Annotated in this window: 12 protein-coding genes and 1 pseudogene; 9 read left to right on the forward strand and 4 right to left on the reverse strand. The window is 75.6% G+C overall.

Going from position 1 to position 15,014, the window contains the following annotated elements; all coding sequences use genetic code 11:
- Positions 1-113 precede the first annotated feature (113 nt).
- Complete coding sequence (locus tag AMOR_RS21700) at positions 114-1,070, forward strand: YbgA family protein (RefSeq protein ID WP_248354012.1); 957 nt, start codon at positions 114-116, stop codon at positions 1,068-1,070.
- Here the strand turns inward: AMOR_RS21700 and ald are convergent.
- Positions 1,067-2,190 (reverse strand): annotated as a pseudogene (ald, locus tag AMOR_RS21705) (alanine dehydrogenase). The gene AMOR_RS21700 and the pseudogene ald sit on opposite strands and share 4 nt — an antisense overlap.
- Before the next feature lie 115 nt (positions 2,191-2,305).
- Between ald and AMOR_RS21710 the strand changes: the two are divergent.
- From AMOR_RS21710 to AMOR_RS21725, 4 genes are all read left to right on the forward strand, one after another.
- Positions 2,306-2,701, forward strand: a complete 396-nt coding sequence (locus AMOR_RS21710; RefSeq protein WP_248354014.1) for a TraR/DksA family transcriptional regulator — start codon at positions 2,306-2,308, stop codon at positions 2,699-2,701.
- A 3-nt stretch (positions 2,702-2,704) separates the two neighbouring features.
- A complete protein-coding gene (locus AMOR_RS21715; RefSeq protein ID WP_248354016.1) occupies positions 2,705-4,180 on the forward strand; it encodes a cryptochrome/DNA photolyase family protein in 1,476 nt (491 codons plus the stop codon).
- Between the two features lie 156 nt (positions 4,181-4,336).
- Positions 4,337-5,392: an NAD(P)H-binding protein gene (locus AMOR_RS21720; protein ID WP_248354019.1), complete on the forward strand. Its 1,056-nt coding sequence runs from the start codon at positions 4,337-4,339 to the stop codon at positions 5,390-5,392.
- 11 nt (positions 5,393-5,403) lie between these two features.
- Positions 5,404-6,318 (forward strand): aspartyl/asparaginyl beta-hydroxylase domain-containing protein, encoded by a 915-nt coding sequence (locus AMOR_RS21725; RefSeq protein ID WP_248354021.1) that lies wholly within the window; start codon positions 5,404-5,406, stop codon positions 6,316-6,318.
- A 22-nt stretch (positions 6,319-6,340) separates the two neighbouring features.
- Here the strand turns inward: AMOR_RS21725 and AMOR_RS21730 are convergent, their stop codons facing one another.
- Positions 6,341-7,009 carry a CPBP family intramembrane glutamic endopeptidase gene (locus AMOR_RS21730; RefSeq protein WP_248354023.1) on the reverse strand — a complete coding sequence of 223 codons (669 nt, stop codon included), beginning with the start codon at positions 7,007-7,009 and terminating at the stop codon, positions 6,341-6,343.
- Between the two features lie 48 nt (positions 7,010-7,057).
- On the opposite strand from AMOR_RS21730, the gene AMOR_RS21735 reads away from it, so the two are divergent.
- Positions 7,058-8,455 (forward strand): NAD-dependent succinate-semialdehyde dehydrogenase, encoded by a 1,398-nt coding sequence (locus AMOR_RS21735; protein ID WP_248354025.1) that lies wholly within the window; start codon positions 7,058-7,060, stop codon positions 8,453-8,455.
- A gap of 5 nt (positions 8,456-8,460) precedes the next feature.
- Here AMOR_RS21735 and AMOR_RS21740 read toward each other — a convergent pair whose 3' ends face one another.
- Positions 8,461-8,802, reverse strand: a complete 342-nt coding sequence (locus tag AMOR_RS21740) for a transcriptional regulator (protein ID WP_248354027.1) — start codon at positions 8,800-8,802, stop codon at positions 8,461-8,463.
- 107 nt (positions 8,803-8,909) lie between these two features.
- On the opposite strand from AMOR_RS21740, the gene AMOR_RS21745 reads away from it, so the two are divergent.
- Positions 8,910-9,698, forward strand: a complete 789-nt coding sequence (locus AMOR_RS21745) for a dienelactone hydrolase family protein (protein ID WP_248354029.1) — start codon at positions 8,910-8,912, stop codon at positions 9,696-9,698.
- Between the two features lie 27 nt (positions 9,699-9,725).
- On the opposite strand, the gene AMOR_RS21750 is transcribed toward AMOR_RS21745, so the two are convergent.
- Positions 9,726-11,390, reverse strand: coding sequence for an acyl-CoA dehydrogenase family protein (locus AMOR_RS21750; protein WP_248354031.1), 1,665 nt, complete (start codon positions 11,388-11,390; stop codon positions 9,726-9,728).
- Between the two features lie 108 nt (positions 11,391-11,498).
- Here AMOR_RS21750 and AMOR_RS21755 point away from each other — a divergent pair, with 108 nt between their 5' ends.
- Entirely contained in the window at positions 11,499-13,448 is a 1,950-nt protein-coding gene (locus AMOR_RS21755) for a GAF domain-containing protein (protein ID WP_248354034.1), read from the forward strand.
- 89 nt (positions 13,449-13,537) lie between these two features.
- On the forward strand, positions 13,538-15,007 hold the full coding sequence (locus AMOR_RS21760) for an AgmX/PglI C-terminal domain-containing protein (RefSeq protein ID WP_248354036.1): 1,470 nt from the start codon (positions 13,538-13,540) through the stop codon (positions 15,005-15,007).
- The last annotated feature ends 7 nt before the right edge of the window (positions 15,008-15,014 follow it).

Consider the following 15,014-nt stretch of genomic DNA (forward strand, 5'->3'; position numbering starts at 1 on the left):
CTCGGCCGGTGAGCCGGCGTCCTGGCGTGCTGCGGGGAGGATGGTCGTCCGGCGCCGGACGGCCCGACCTGCCGCCGCTGCGGTCCGGGCGACGCTCGCCTAGGCTCCGGGTCATGACCCGCTCGCACCGGCTCCGCGTCGGCGTCTCCGCCTGCCTCCTCGGTCACAAGGTCCGGTACGACGGCCAGCACAAGCGCGACGCCTTCCTCGTCGACGTGCTCGGCCCGTTCGTCGACTGGGTGCCGGTCTGCCCGGAGCTCGAGGTCGGCATGGGCGTGCCGCGGGAGCCCATCCACCTCGTGGGCCGGACGGCCGCGCCGCGCCTCGTCGGTGAGCGCAGCGGGACGGATCACACCGAGGCGATGCGCCGCTACGCCGAGCGGCGCGTCGCCGCGCTCGCGGGCGAGGACCTCTCCGGCTACGTGACGAAGAAGGACTCGCCCTCCTGCGGCCTCGAGCGCGTGCGGGTCCACCCGGAGAAGGGCGGGCCGCCGCGGCGCGACGGCGTGGGCGCGTTCGCGGCGGTGCTCCGCGCGCGGCTGCCGCTCCTGCCGGTGGAGGAGGAGGGCCGGCTCAACGACCCCGCGCTCCGCGAGAGCTTCATCGAGCGGGTCTTCGCGTACGACCGCTGGAAGCGCGCGGTGGCGGGCGGGATGCGCCGGGGCGATCTCGTCGCGTTCCACACGGCCCACAAGCTGACGCTCATGGCCCACAGCCCCGCCGCGTACCGCGCGCTCGGCGCCCTCGTGGGCGGGCTCGGGAAGGGCTCCATCCGCGCCGTCGAGGCGTACGGGGCGGCGTTCATGGAGGCGCTCCGCGTCCCCGCCACGCGCGGGCGCCACGCGAACGTGCTCCAGCACATGCTCGGTTACTTCCGCGAGGTGCTCCCGGCGCCGGAGCGGAAGGAGCTCGAGGAGACGGTGACGGACTACGCGCGCGGCCTCGTCCCGCTGGTCGTGCCGCTCACGCTCTTCCGCCACCACGTGCGCAAGCACGGCGTCGCGTACCTCGCCGGCCAGCGCTACCTCGACCCCGATCCGAAGGAGCTCATGCTCCGGAACCACGTCTAGGCGGCGCGCTCGAGCGCGGCGCGCGGCTCCTCCCACGGCAGGCCCAGGCTCTCGGCGACCGGCCGGCACGTGAGCCTCCCCGCGTGCGTGTTGAGGCCGGCGAGGAAGCCGGGATCCGCGAGGAGGGCGCGCGCGAGCCCCTCCGTGGCGAGCTTCAGCGCATACGGGAGCGTCGCGTTCGTGAGCGCGATCGTCGACGTGCGTGGCAGCGCGCCGGGCATGTTCGCCACCGCGTAGTGGAGCACCCCGTCCACGAAGTAGACCGGATCCGTGTGCGTCGTCGGCCGCGTGGTCTCGACGCAGCCGCCCTGATCCACCGAGACGTCCACGATGACGCTGCCCGGCTGCATCCGGGAGAGCATGCGCCGCGTCACGAGCTTCGGCGTGGCGGCGCCCGGGACGAGCACCGCGCCGATCACGAGGTCGGCCCGCGCGATCGCCTCCTCGACGTGGGCCTCGTTCGACCAGAGGGTCTCGATCCGGTTCCCGAAGATGTCGTCGAGGTACCGGAGCGTCGCCAGGCTCCTGGCGAGCGCCGTGACGCGCGCGCCCATGCCGGCCGCCACCTTGATCGCGTTCAGCCCGACGGCGCCCGCCCCGAGGACGACGACGTGCGCGGGCGGCACGCCCGGCACGCCGCCGAGGAGCATTCCGCGCCCGCCGTTCGGCTGCTGGAGGTAGAACGCGCCGACGTGCGCCGCCATCCGCCCGGCGACCTCCGACATGGGCGTGAGGAGCGGCAGCCGGCCGCCGGCGTCGCGGATGGTCTCGTACGCGACCGCGCTCACGCCGCGCGCGAGCAGCCCCTTCGCCTGGGCCGGGTCCGCCGCCAGGTGGAGGTAGGTGAAGAGGATCTGCCCCGGCCGGAGCAGGGCGATCTCCTCGGGCTGCGGCTCCTTCACCTTGAGGACGAGCTCGGCCGCGCCGAAGACCTCCGGCGCCGTCGCGACGACCTGCGCGCCCATGGCGGCGTAGGCCGCGTCGGCGAAGCCGCTCCGCTCCCCCGCGTGCGCCTCCACGAGGACCTCGTGGCCGGCCGCGACGAGCGACCGCGCCCCGCCGGGCGTGAGCCCACCCGGTTCTCGTGGTCCTTGATCTCCCTCGGGCAGCCGACGCGCATGGTCGCTCCGTTCGTGAAGTCCCGCCCGGCCGCCTGACCAGTAAGCACGGGCCCCCGGCGCGGCCACCCTCCGTCCCTGGCGATCCGCGCCGGCTTCCGGTAATTCACGGGCGCCATGACCCCCGACGCGCGTGCGGCGCTGCGCCTCGCCCTCGAGCGGCTCCGCCGCCAGCTCCTCTCCACCGGCCCCGCGAAGATCGAGCCGAACCGGCAGGACCCGGCGAGCACCGGCGTCGCGGACGAGGACGCGCAGGCCCTCTCCGAGATGCTGCAGGTGCTCGCGTCGCAGCGGAACCGCGGCCAGGCGGATCTCCTCGGGCGCATCGACCGCGCGCTGCGGAAGCTCGACGAGGCGCCCGACGACTACGGGCTCTGCGAGTCGTGCGAGGAGGAGATCCCGCACAAGCGCCTCGCCCTCATGCCGTACGCGGCGCTCTGCGCCGGGTGCCAGGCGAGGAGCGAGCCGCGGCCGGGCGCGGGCCGCCGGCGGAGCGTCACCGACTTCGAGTGATCGATGCCGGTGCCGGCGGAGCGCGTCCGGAAGCTCAACGCGGCGCCGGTGCGCGCGGACCGCGCCTTCGTCCTCCACTGGATGACGTGCACGCGGCGCGTCGGGTCGAACCCGGCGCTCGAGCGCGCGGTGGACCTCGCGCGCGAGCTGAAGCGGCCGGTGCTCGTCCTCGAGGCGCTCCGCGCCGGGTATCCGTTCGCGAGCGATCGGCTCCACGCGTTCGTGATGGAGGGCATGGCCGAGAACGCGCGGCGGATCCGGGGCCGTGCGCTCCACCTCCCGTACCTCGAGCGGCGCGCGGGGGAGGGGAAGGGGCTCCTCGAGGCGCTCGCCCGCGACGCCTGCGCAGTCGTCACCGACGACTTCCCCACGTTCTTCGTCCCGCGGATGCTGGCCGCCGTCGCGCCGCGCCTCGACGTGGCGCTCGAGGCGGTGGACGGGAGCTGCGTGGTCCCGTTCCGGCTCGCCGGCCGGGACCATCCGACGGCGTACGCGTACCGCCGCTTCCTGCAGCGCACGCTTCCGGCGTGGATCGACCGGCTCCCGGCGGAGGACCCGCTCGCGCGGGCGCCGCGGCCGGGGCGCGCCGCGATCCCCTCGGACGTGCTGCGGCGCTGGCCCGCGACCGACCTCGCCGACCTCGCGCGCCCGGGGCGGATCCTCGCGGACCTGCCCATCGACCACGGCGTCGCGCCGTGTCGCCGGGGCGGCGCGGCAGCAGGCGAGGCGCGGCTCGCGGAGTTCGTCGAGCGAGGGCTCGACGCGTACGCCGAGCGCCGGAACGATCCCGACGCGGAGGCGGCGAGCGGCCTCTCCCCGTGGCTCCACTTCGGCCACGTGGGCAGCTTCGACGTCCTCCGGGCGGTGCTCCGCCGCGAGGGCTGGACGCCCCGGCGGCTCGCGCCGGCGGCGAACGGCGCCAGGGCGGGCTTCTGGGGGCTCGGCGCTGGCGCCGAGGCGTTCCTCGATCAGCTCCTCACCTGGCGGGAGCTGGGCTTCGTGACGTGCGCACACCGGCCCGACCACCGCGCCTACGCGTCGCTCCCGGAGTGGGCGCGCACGACCCTCGCCCGCCACGCTCGCGATCGCCGCCCGGTCCGCTACGGCCACGACGCGCTCGCGGCGGCCGCGACCGGCGATCCGATCTGGAACGCGGCGCAGCGCCAGCTCCTCCGCGAGGGCGTGATCCACGGCTACCTCCGGATGCTCTGGGGAAAGAAGGTCCTCGAGTGGAGCGCGTCTCCCGAGGCGGCGCTCGAGGTCCTCCTCGATCTGAACGATCGGTACGCGCTCGACGGACGGGATCCGAACTCGGTCTCCGGGATCTTCTGGTGCCTCGGGCGCTACGACCGGCCCTGGCCGGAGCGGCCGATCTACGGCACCGTCCGCTCGATGTCGTCGGAGCGCACCGCGAAGAAGGTGGCGCTCGCGCGGTGGCTCGCGCGGTTCGGCGAGCCCTCGCAGGCATCGCTCCGCTGAGCGGAAAGCGGGCGCCGCAGGAGCCGTTCGTCGTGAGCCCGGCGAGCCACGTACGCGCGGGGGCCCTTCGACGGGCTCAGGGCGAGCGGGTGGGCCGTCCATCGCCGCTCGCCCGAGACCGTGGCGCGCGGCGGCTGGCGGCGGCACACTCCTGCGATGAAGCACGCTCACGGACGGACCGTCCTCGTCACCGGCGCGACCGGGTTCGTCGGCGGCGCCCTCGTCCCGGCGCTGCTCGCGCGCGGCGAGCGCGTCCGCGCGACGGCGCGCCGGGGCGCGGCGGCGCGGGACGGCGGCGTCGAGTGGGTCGAGGCGGATCTCGCGCGGCCGGCCGACCTGCCCCGTGCGCTCGAGGGCGTCGACGCCGCCTACTTCCTCGTCCATGGGATGGCGAGCGGGCACGACGACTACGCCGAGGAGGAGCGGCGTGCGGCGGCCGCGTTCAGCCGCGCCGCCGACGTCGCCGGCGTCGAGCGGATCGTCTACCTCGGCGGGGTCGCGCCGCGCGGGCGCCCGTCGCGGCACCTCGCGAGCCGCCTCGCGGTCGGCGAGGTGCTGCGGAGCGGGCGCGTCCCGTGCCTCGAGCTCCGCGCGTCGATGATCGTCGGCGCGGGCAGCGCTTCGTGGCAGGTCGTGCGGGACCTCGCGCTGCGCCTGCCGGCCATGCTCCTCCCGGCGTGGGCCGAGAGCCGCACCTCCCCGGTGGCCATCGAGGACGTGGTCCGCGCGCTCGCGGCCGCGCTCGACGTGCCGCTCGCGGGGAGCGCCTGCTACGACCTGCCGGGCGGCGACGTGCTCGCCATCCGGGAGATCCTGGAGCACGTCGCCGCGCTCCGGGGGCGCGCGCTCCCCGCCGTCCGCGCGCCGCTCCCGATCCCGCGCGTGTCGACGCTCTGGCTGAAGCTCGTCTCCGACGCAGACTGGCGCGTCGTCCGCGAGCTGGTCCTCGGCCTCTCCCACGACCTCCTGCCGCGCGACGGCCGGTACTGGACGATCGCCGGCCTCCCGCCGCCGCTCGGGTTCGACGAGGCGGCCCGCCGCGCGCTCGCGGGCGACCGCCGCCCGGGCGGCCTGCGCGGCGCGGTGACCGCGGTCGAGGAGGCGATCGTCGCCCGCTACGCGCCGCGGCTGCGCGACGGGCGCGGGAGCCGCGAGCCGGGCCGCCGGCCGGCAGCCCCTCCCGGGCCCGCCGTTCCGCCTCGCGGGCGTTAGATTTCGCCGCCGTGACGACGGCCCTCGCGCTCAAGCTCGCCGCGCTCGGCGGCCTGGCCGGCTCGGCCGCGTTCGTTCACTTCCGCGGCCGCGTCCGCCACTCGTTCCTGCGTCAGCTCACCGACCACTCCACCTTCTTCGCGCCGGTGAACGCGCTCGTGTACCTGTTCTCGGCGGTCCCGGCGCGGCCGTTCCTCGACCTCGCCGACTTCCCGGCGCTCGCGCCGCTGCGGGCGCACTGGGAGGAGATCCGCGACGAGGCGTTGCGGCTCCGCGACGCCGAGCGGATCCGCGCCTCCGCGGCGTACGACGACGCCGGGTTCAACTCCTTCTTCCGGCGGGGCTGGAAGCGGTTCTATCTGAAGTGGTACGGCACGCCGCCCGGCTCGGCGCGCGCCGCCTGCCCGCGGACCGTCGCCCTCGTGGAGGGGATCCCCGGGATCCGCGCGGCGATGTTCGCCCTGCTCCCCGCGGGCGGGACGCTGATGGAGCACCGGGATCCGTTCGCCGGCTCCATCCGCTACCACCTCGGCCTCGTCACGCCCAACTCCGACGCCTGCCGGATCTGGGTCGACGGGATCCCCTACGCGTGGCGCGACGGCGAGGCGGTCGTGTTCGACGAGACCTACGTCCACCGCGCCGAGAACGCCACGGGCGAGGACCGCATCATCCTCTTCTGCGACGTCGAGCGGCCGCTCCGGACGCGTCTCGCACGCCGGGTGAACCGCTGGTTCGGCGATCACGTCATGCGCGCGAGCCGGAGCCGGAACGACGCCGACGAGCCGGTCGGCGCCGTGAACGTCGCCTTCTCGCAGGTGTACCGGGTGCGCCTCGTCGGGAAGCGCCTCAAGGCGTGGAGCCGGCCGACGTACTACGCCGTGAAGTTCGCCCTCCTCGGCGGGCTCCTCTGGCTCGTGCTGGCGTAGACGCGCCACCGCGCGCCGGGACCTACACCGGCGGCGCGAGCACCGCGACGAGCGTGCTCCAGAGCGCGTGCGACACGAGCGCCGGGACGAGGCTCCGGCGCCACGCGGCGAGCGCGCCCCACGCCGCGTAGGTCGGCAGGGTGGCGAGCGCGAGGAACGGCTCGCGCGTCGCGAGCGCGAGCAGCACGGCGAGCCCCGTCGCGACGACGACGGCGCGCGCCGCTCCGAGCCGCGTCGCGAGCCGGGCCTGGACGACGCCGCGCCAGAAGGCCTCCTCTGCGGGTGCCACCAGGAAGAAGAGCGCGAGCCCGGGCAGCAGCGCGCGGGTCCGGAAGCGGTCGAACATCGCGGCGAGCGGCGCGCAGAGCGCGTCGGTGAAGCCGCCGCAGAACGCCCACAGGAAGAGGCGCGACCCGGCGTAGAGGAGGAGGCCCGTCGCGACGCCGAGGGCGACGTCGACCGCGCGCGGCCGGAGCCGGGCGAGGAGCCCGGGCGGGGCGGCGAGCGCCGACAGGCCGATCCAGCCGAGGCAGAACGGGGCCGCGTACGCGAAGAACCGGGGCGGGCTCGCCGCGACGAGGAGCGACCAGAGGAGCGCCGCGGCGACCGCGGTGCAGACCGCCGCGGCCCCCCGGGCGGAGGACCGCGCCGCGCTCCGCGCGTCCCCTCCGGCCGTGTTATGTGTCGGCACCCGCACCACATTATCGCCGAAGCTCTGCCCACGAAAGGAACGGACTTCATGGCCACGATGTCGTCGGTGAACCCCGCGACGGGCGAGGTCCTCGCCCGGTTCGACGAGCTCTCCGACGCGGAGCTGGAGCGCAAGCTCGCCCGCGCGGACGAGACCTTCCGCGCCTGGCGCCGCCGGCCCTTCGCCGAGCGCGCCGCGCACATGACGCGCGCCGCCGAGGTGCTCGAGCGCAAGAAGGAGCACTGGGGCCGGATCATGACCTCGGAGATGGGGAAGACGCTGAAGTCCGCCATCGCCGAGGCCGAGAAGTGCGCGTCCGCCTGCCGCTTCTACGCGGAGAACGCGGAGCGGTTCCTCGCCGACGAGGAGCTGAAGTCGAGCGCGACGCGCTCCTTCGTGCGGTACCTGCCGCTCGGCCCGGTGCTGGCGGTGATGCCCTGGAACTTCCCCTTCTGGCAGGTGTTCCGGTTCGCCGCGCCCGCCCTCATGGCCGGGAACGTCGGCCTCCTCAAGCACGCCTCGAACGTCCCGCAGTGCGCGCTCGCCATCGAGGAGATCTTCCGGGAGGCGGGCTTCCCGGAGGGCTGCTTCCAGACGCTGCTGGTCGGCTCGTCGCGGGTCGGGCGCATCCTCGAGGACGACCGCGTGAAGGCGGCGACGCTCACCGGCAGCGAGGCCGCCGGCGCGTCCGTCGCGTCGATCTGCGGGCGCGTCATCAAGAAGACCGTCCTGGAGCTCGGCGGCAGCGATCCCTTCGTGGTGATGCCCTCCGCGAACCTCGAGAGCGCGGTGAAGGTCGCGGTGGCGGCGCGGACCATCAACAACGGGCAGTCCTGCATCGCCGCGAAGCGGTTCATCGTGCACGACGCGGTTTACGACCGGTTCGAGCAGGCGTTCGTGGAGCGGATGCAGGCGCTCCGGGTCGGCGATCCGATGGCGGCGGACACGGACGTCGGGCCGCTCGTCTCGCCGTCGGAGCGGGACAAGCTCGTGGCCCAGGTCGAGGCGGCGGTGAAGGCCGGCGCCCGCGTCCTCTGCGGAGGGAAGCCGCTGCCGGGCAAGGGCGCGTACTACCCGCCCACCGTGCTCGCCGGCGTGACCCCGGCGTCGCCGTCGTACCGCGAGGAGATCTTCGGTCCGGTCGCGATGATCTTCCGGGTGAAGGACGTGGACGCGGCGATCGCCGTCGCGAACGACATCCCGTTCGGCCTGGGCTCGAGCGTCTGGACCAACGACCCCGAGGAGCGGCAGCGGTTCATGAACGACGTCGAGGCCGGCGCGACGTTCGTGAACGCGATGGTCGCGTCGGACCCGAGGCTGCCGTTCGGCGGCGTGAAGCGGTCGGGGTACGGACGGGAGCTGGCGCGGGACGGCATCCGCGAGTTCGTCAACGTGAAGACGGTGAGCGTGTACGAGGAGGCGCCGGCGGCGCCGAAGGCGGAGTAGGGCGACTACCGCTCCCCCACGATGGAGAAGACCGGGGGATCGATCCGCGTCGAGCGGCACTCCGGGCACGCGCCCGGCCTCGACAGCCGCGTCCTCCCCTCGAACCGGTGCCCGCACGCGAGGCACGCGGCCGGCTCCACCACGAGCCGCTCGCCGCGGTGCGCGAGCGACCGCTGCAAGTGCTCGAGGTGCTCCGCGACGTCCCGCTCGCGGATGCCGACCTCGGCCGAGAGGTCCTTCGCGGTGGCCCCGCCGGCGCGGAGGGCCCGCCGGAGCGCCTCGCGCACCGTCTCACCCCTCGGCTCCGGGGGCCGCTCCGGCCCCGCCTCGCGCTCGCGCCTCGCCACGGACCAACGGTAATCGATCGGGCCGCCCGCGACGAGCGCCGCCCGTCCCGCGAGAGACCTTGCGCGCCCCCGGCTCGCCCGCCACGACCCTCCACCCAGGAGGCGTCATGACGCTCACGAAGATCCTCTCCGCCGTCTCCGCCTGCGCGATCGCGACGGCGGCGGCGGCCAAGGTCCAGACGAGGAAGATCGAGTACCGGCAGGGAGACACGGTCCTGCACGGCTTCCTCGCCTGGGACGACGCGGCCAAGGGGAAGCGCCCCGGCGTGCTCGTCGTGCACGAGTGGTGGGGGCAGAACGAGCACGCCCGGAACCAGGCGAGGCGCCTGGCGAAGGCGGGCTACGTCGGCTTCGCGCTCGACATGTACGGGAACGGGAAGGTGACGACGCACCCGAAGGACGCGATGGCGTTCGCCCAGGAGGCGACGAAGGACCCGCAGGTCGTCGCGGCGCGGTTCGACGCGGCGCTCGCCGTGCTGAAGCAGCAGCCGCAGGTCGATCCCGAGAAGATCGCGGCGTTCGGGTACTGCTTCGGGGGCGGGGTCGCGCTCAGGATGGCGCGCGCCGGCGAGGACCTCGGCGCGGTGGTCACCTTCCACGGCGCGCTCGAGCCCGCCCTCGGGCCCGCCGAGCCCGGCAAGATCAAGCCCGCGATCCTCGTCCAGACCGGCGGCGCGGATCCCATGGTCCCGCCGGAGCAGGTCCAGCAGTTCGAGCAGGAGATGAAGGACTCCGGCGCGAAGGTGGAGGTCATCACCTACCCGGGCGCGAAGCACAGCTTCACGAACCCCGACGCGAACAAGGCGGGGGTGGAGGGGCTCGCCTACGACCATGACGCCGACGTGAAGTCGTGGAGCGCGGCGATGAAGTTCCTGAAGCAGGTCTTCGGGACCTGACGGAGGCGAGCCCCGCGCGCGGGCCCGCTACTCGCCGGCGCGGGCGAGGAGGGCCGACTCGTCCGGCGGGCCGCCGGTGTCGAGCAGGTCCACGCCGGCGCGCGCGAACCGGCGGGCGGCGGCGAGCGCGCGCCGTCCGCGGCCGGCGTCGAGGCACCACTGCGCGTGCGCCGCGAGCAGCGCGAGCGCCAGCGTCCGGCCGAGGGTGAGGGCGATGCGCCGCGCGTCCGCCTCGGCGCCCGCGCCTCCCGCGCCGAGCGCGGCGCGGACCCGCCCGAGCGCGACCTCGCACGCCTCCACCGCGGGGCGAAGCGCCGGCTCGCGGGTTGCCGCCAGCGCGCCGCGCACCTCGCCGGCGACCGCCTCCGGCGCGCCCTCGGTCGCGAGGGCGCGGAGCGCCTCGAGCGAGAGGACGTTGGTCGTGCCCTCCCAGATGGGCAGGACCTGCGCGTCCCGGAGCAGCCGCGGGATCCCGGTGTCCTCGACGTAGCCGGCGCCGCCGAACGCCTCGACGACCTCCGACAGGACCGCCACGGCCTGCTTCCCGGTGGTGAGCTTCGCGAGCGGCGTGACGACCCGCAGCAGGGCGCGCTCTCCCGCGGTCGCCTCGCCGGCCTCGGCGGCGCCGACCAGCGCGGCGGCACGGAACGCGAGCAGGAACCCCGCCTCGCGCTCCGCCTCCAGGGCCGCGAGCGTGTCGGCGTGGAGCGGCTTCTCGAGGAGCGGCGCGCCGAACGCGCTGCGGCGCCGGGCGTAGTCGCGCGCGAGCGCGAGTCCGCGGGCCATGTACGACACCGCGACGACCGCGTTCCAGGTCCGCGTCACGTTCAGCATGGGCGCCACGGCCCGGACGCCGTCCGTGAGCCCGGCGACGGGGAGGGCGCGCGCGCCGTCGAGCGTGAGCTCCGCGGTCGGGAGCTTGCGGGTGCCGAGCTTCTCCTTGAGCCGGTTCACGAGGATGCCGTTCGGCGTGCCGTCGGCGTCGCGCGTCTCGACGTAGAACAGCGCGAGGCCGCGCGAGCCCGGCGGGTTCCCTTCCGGCCGCGCGAGCGCGAGCGCCATCTCGGCGGTCGAGGCGGAGCTGAACCACTTCGTGCCGTGGAGGCGCCACCCGTCGCCGTCCCGGCGGGCGACGGTCTCGGTGCGGGACACGTCGGAGCCGCCGGTCCGCTCCGTCATCCACTGGCCGCTGGTCCACGCGCGCGCCGGGTCCCGCGACGTGAGTCGCGGGACGGCGCGCTCGACGATCCCCGCGGGCGCGAGGTCGAGGAGCGTCCGCGCGGCGCCGTCGGTCATCGCGAGCGGGCACGCGTACGTGTCCATCGACGGCTCCAGGAGGTGGACGAGCGCCATCTGGTGGAGGCGGGAGCGCGCTCCGAGGCGCCGCTCGTACGCGACGGCGACGAGGCCGTGTCGCGCCGCGAGCCGCGCCGCCTCGCGCCACACGGCCGTGAGGGCGATCCGGTCCACGCGGCGGCCCCACGCGTCCCACTGGACGAGCGCGGGCTCCGCGTTCCGGTCCTCCGTCTGCAGCGCGAGGAGCGGCCCCGTCGCGATCCCGCCGACCTCCTCCAGCTCCGGCGTGATGCTCGCCAGGGCCTCCGGCGGCAGCAGGCGGGCGAGGTGCTCGCGGAGGAGGGGGTCGTCCGTCCAGGCGTTTCCGAGGGAGGGGGGATCCTGGAAGAAGTCCATGCCCTCGATTAACCAGGGGACTCGGCCGCGCCGGGCCGGACCGGGTGCGACGGAAAACCCTAAAAAGCCCCCACGCGGGGTGGGCGCCCTGCTAATTCAAACCCCACCGTGAAGGCGCTCCTCGAACAGCTCCGCGCCGACCCCGCCCGGCTCCGCCTGGAGCGGCTGGAGCGGCTCCAGGACCTCACGGCCGCGCTCTCCGCCGCGGCGACGCCGGAGGACGTGGCGCGGCTCATCTTCGACCGCGGCCTCGGGCTCGTGGGTGCGCGGGCGGTGACGCTGTTCTGGGAGCGCGAGACGGGCGCGCTGGAGCTGGTGCACGGGCTCGGCCTCTCCGACGAGTTCGCCCACCGCTACCGCCGCATCGCCGCCGACGCGGCGCTCCCGTGCGCCGAGGCGTACCGGACCGGCGCGCCGGTCTGGCTGGGAACGCTGGCGGCGATCCGGGAGCGGTTCCCGGACGTGGCGTCGCTCGTCGCCTCCGAGGGCGACGTCGCGTGGGCGGCGATCCCGCTCGTCGCGGACCGCTCGCGCGGCGCGCTCGGCCTCAGGTTCGACAGCGAGCGCGTGTTCGACGCGGAGGAGCGCGACTTCGTCATCGCCGTCGCGCAGCAGTGCGCGCAGGCGCTCGAGCGCGCCCGGCTCTACGAGGCGCAGAAGCGGCTCGCGGACCGGCTGCAGGCGCTCCAGACGGTCACCGGCGCGCTCTCCGCGGCGCTCCTCCCGGCGGAGGTCGCCGCGGTCGTGTTCCGGGGGCTCCTCGGACTGGGCGCCCAGGAGGGCGCGATCTTCTACCGGACGCCGGACGACCGGCTGGAGCTGCTGTTCGGCCACGGGGACGATCCGGGGCTCCGGGAGCGGCTCGCGGCCGTGCCGCTCGGTGCCCACGCGCCGCACACGGACGCGCTCGAGCGAGGCGAGCCGATCTTCCTCGACGACGCGGACGCCATCGCCGCCGCGTACCCCGAGCTCGAGCCGGGTCGCGCGCGCCGCCACGAGGGGGCGTGGGTCGCCGTGCCCCTCCGCATGGAGTCGCGCAGCGTCGGCGTCCTCGCGCTCACGTTCCCGGAAGGGCGGCGGCTCGGCGACGAGGACCGCAGCTTCGTCCTCGCGCTCGCGCAGCAGGCGGCGCAGGCGCTGGAGCGCGCGCGACTGTTCGAGTCGCAGCGGCGGCTCACCGAGCGCCTGACGCAGATCCACTCCACCGCGGCGGCGCTCTCCGGCGCCGCCACGCCCCGCGGCGTCGCCGAGGCGGCGTTCCGCGGGCTCGCCGCGCTCGGCGCGACCGCCGCCGACCTGCACGCGCTCGAGCGGCCGGACCGGCTCGTGCTGCTCGCGCGACACGGCGTCTCCGTCGTGCCGGTCGGCACGGTCGTCCCCATCGACACGCCCGGCCCCGCCGCCGAGGTGGTCCGCACCGGCAAGGCGCTCTGGCTCGAGTCGCCGGAGGAGATCACGGGGCGCTTCCCGGAGCTCGAGGATCAGCGCGCGGAGCGCGGCGAGGGCGCCTGGGCCGTCGTGCCGCTCCTCGCGGGCGGCGAGACGCTCGGCGCGCTCACGGTGGGGTTCCCGGCGCCGCATCGGTTCGAGCCCGACGAGAAGGCCTTCGTCCGGATGCTCGCCATCCCGTGCGCGCAGGCGCTCGAGCGCGCGCGGCTGTACGAGGCTGCCTCGCGCCATCGCGCGGAGGCCGAGTGGAACGCCGCCACCCTCGACGCCGCCCTCGCCGCGGCGCCGATCGGGCTCGCGCTGTTCGACCGCGAGATGCGCTTCCTGAGGGTGAGCGCGCACCTCGCGCGCATCACCGGGTCGTCCCCGGAGGCGCACGTCGGCCGGTCGGTTCGCGAGATCCTGCCCGGCTTTCCGGGAGAGGCGCTCGACGACGCGTTCCGGAAGGTGATCGCGTCGGGCGCGCCGTACGACGTGGTGGTCGAGGGTGAGACACCCGCCTTCCCCGGCACCACGCGCCGGTTCCTCGCGACGTACTACCCGGTGCGCGTCGGAGGCGAGGTCGTGGCGGTCGGCGCGGTCGTCCGCGAGGAAGGCGACCCGGGCTAGCGCGCGCCCTCGCCGCAGCGCGGGTACCACCGCCATGGCGGCGCCGGCGTCCTTGCGCCCCCGCGAGCGGCAAATGTAGGATTCCTCCTGTGAAATTCTCCTGCGAGCGGTGCGGGAAGAAGTACGCCACCGCCGACAAGCCCGTCCCGGGCCGCGTCTACAAGCTGAAGTGCAAGGCGTGCGGCCACCTCATCGTGGTGAAGGGCGCGGCGGCGACGTCGGCCGCGACGCCCGCCACGTCGACGGCGGCGCCGAGCGCGCGGGAGATCGGATCGGACGCTCGCGCGCCGGAGCCGTTCGTCCCCGTCACCTCGCCGACGCCGACGCCGACGAACGGCGTCGCTCTCGCCGCCACGACCGAGCTGTCGCTGTCGCGGGCGGAGGCCTCGCAGGAGAGCTCGGCGCGCACGCCGCCGCCGGTCGCCTCCGTGACGCCGCTGCCCTTCCCGGCGCCGACGCCCGTCCCGTTCGCGGCGCCGCCCGCCGCGCTCGAGCCGGACCCCGACTTCGCGCCTCCGCCGGGGGACACCGGCTACGTCGACCTGTTCGCGGACTCGCCGGCGACGGCCGGCGCCGAGGCCGAGCCCGAGGCGGAGGCCGCCGTTCCCCAGGCGGAGCCGCTGGATCCCTTCCTCGCGGCGGCGCGGTCGTCGCTGCCCGAGACGTTCGGCGGTCCGGCCGCCGATCCGTTCGCGCCGATCCGGGCCGAGCTCGACGCGGCTGCGGCGGCCGATGCGCGAGCCGCTCACCCGGAGGACACGTCGCCGCCCCTCGCCCCGCCGAAGGTGCCGGACATCCCGAGGCCGCCGCCCCGCAAGCAGGGCATCCCGTTCGCGCTCATCGGCGCGGGCGTGCTCGTGATGATCGGCATCCTGGTCTTCGCGCTGATGGGCGGGAAGAAGACCGCCCCCGCGGCGGCGCCGCCGCCGGTCGCGACCGCGGTGGTGCCCGCCCCGGCACCGCCGCCGGCGCCCGCCCCGGAGCCGGTCGTCGAGAAGGCGCCGGAGCCGGTCGCCGCCGCACCGGAGCCGGAGCCTGCCCCGGCGCCGGCCCCGAAGGCCGAGCCGCCGCCGAAGCCCGCCCGCGTCGAGCGCGCCCCGGAGCGCCAGCGCGAGCCGGCGCGACGCGCCGAGCGGAAGATCGAGCCGAAGCCGGAGAAGGTCGTCGCGGCCGCGCCGCAGCCGGCGCCCGCGACGCAGCCGGCGGCCGCGCCCGAGCCGCCGCCGCGGCAGGAGGCGAAGGTCGATCTGCCGGACGTGTCCGAGGGGTTGTCCCAGGACCAGATCCAGAAGGTCCTCGCGTCGACCCGCAAGGCGTTCGACAACTGCATCGCCACCGCCGGGAAGGACTCGGACCTTCCGCTCGACGGCCGGAAGGTGGCGCTGCGGCTGAACATCCAGCCGAACGGGTCGGTCACCTACCCGACGCTCGACGACGTGCAGCTCAACGCGACGGCGCTCGGCGCCTGCCTCAAGAGCGCGGCGCGCCTGATGGTCTTCCCGAAGTTCAAGGGCGACCCGGTCCGGATCGAGGTGCCGCTCACGCTGTCGTCGCGGTAGCCCGCGC

It is taken from the genome of Anaeromyxobacter oryzae (genome assembly GCF_023169945.1).
GTDB classification, from domain to species: Bacteria; Myxococcota; Myxococcia; order Myxococcales; family Anaeromyxobacteraceae; genus Anaeromyxobacter; species Anaeromyxobacter oryzae.

Bases quoted from the DNA above. Each gene is read 5' to 3' on its own strand.
- AMOR_RS21700 (WP_248354012.1), top strand. From the start codon at position 114: ATGACCCGCTCGCACCGGCTCCGCGTCGGCGTCTCCGCCTGCCTCCTC.
- AMOR_RS21710 (WP_248354014.1), top strand. From the start codon at position 2,306: ATGACCCCCGACGCGCGTGCGGCGCTGCGCCTCGCCCTCGAGCGGCTC.
- AMOR_RS21715 (WP_248354016.1), top strand. From the start codon at position 2,705: ATGCCGGTGCCGGCGGAGCGCGTCCGGAAGCTCAACGCGGCGCCGGTG.
- AMOR_RS21720 (WP_248354019.1), top strand. From the start codon at position 4,337: ATGAAGCACGCTCACGGACGGACCGTCCTCGTCACCGGCGCGACCGGG.
- AMOR_RS21735 (WP_248354025.1), top strand. From the start codon at position 7,058: ATGGCCACGATGTCGTCGGTGAACCCCGCGACGGGCGAGGTCCTCGCC.
- AMOR_RS21745 (WP_248354029.1), top strand. From the start codon at position 8,910: ATGACGCTCACGAAGATCCTCTCCGCCGTCTCCGCCTGCGCGATCGCG.
- AMOR_RS21750 (WP_248354031.1), bottom strand. From the start codon at position 11,390: ATGGACTTCTTCCAGGATCCCCCCTCCCTCGGAAACGCCTGGACGGAC.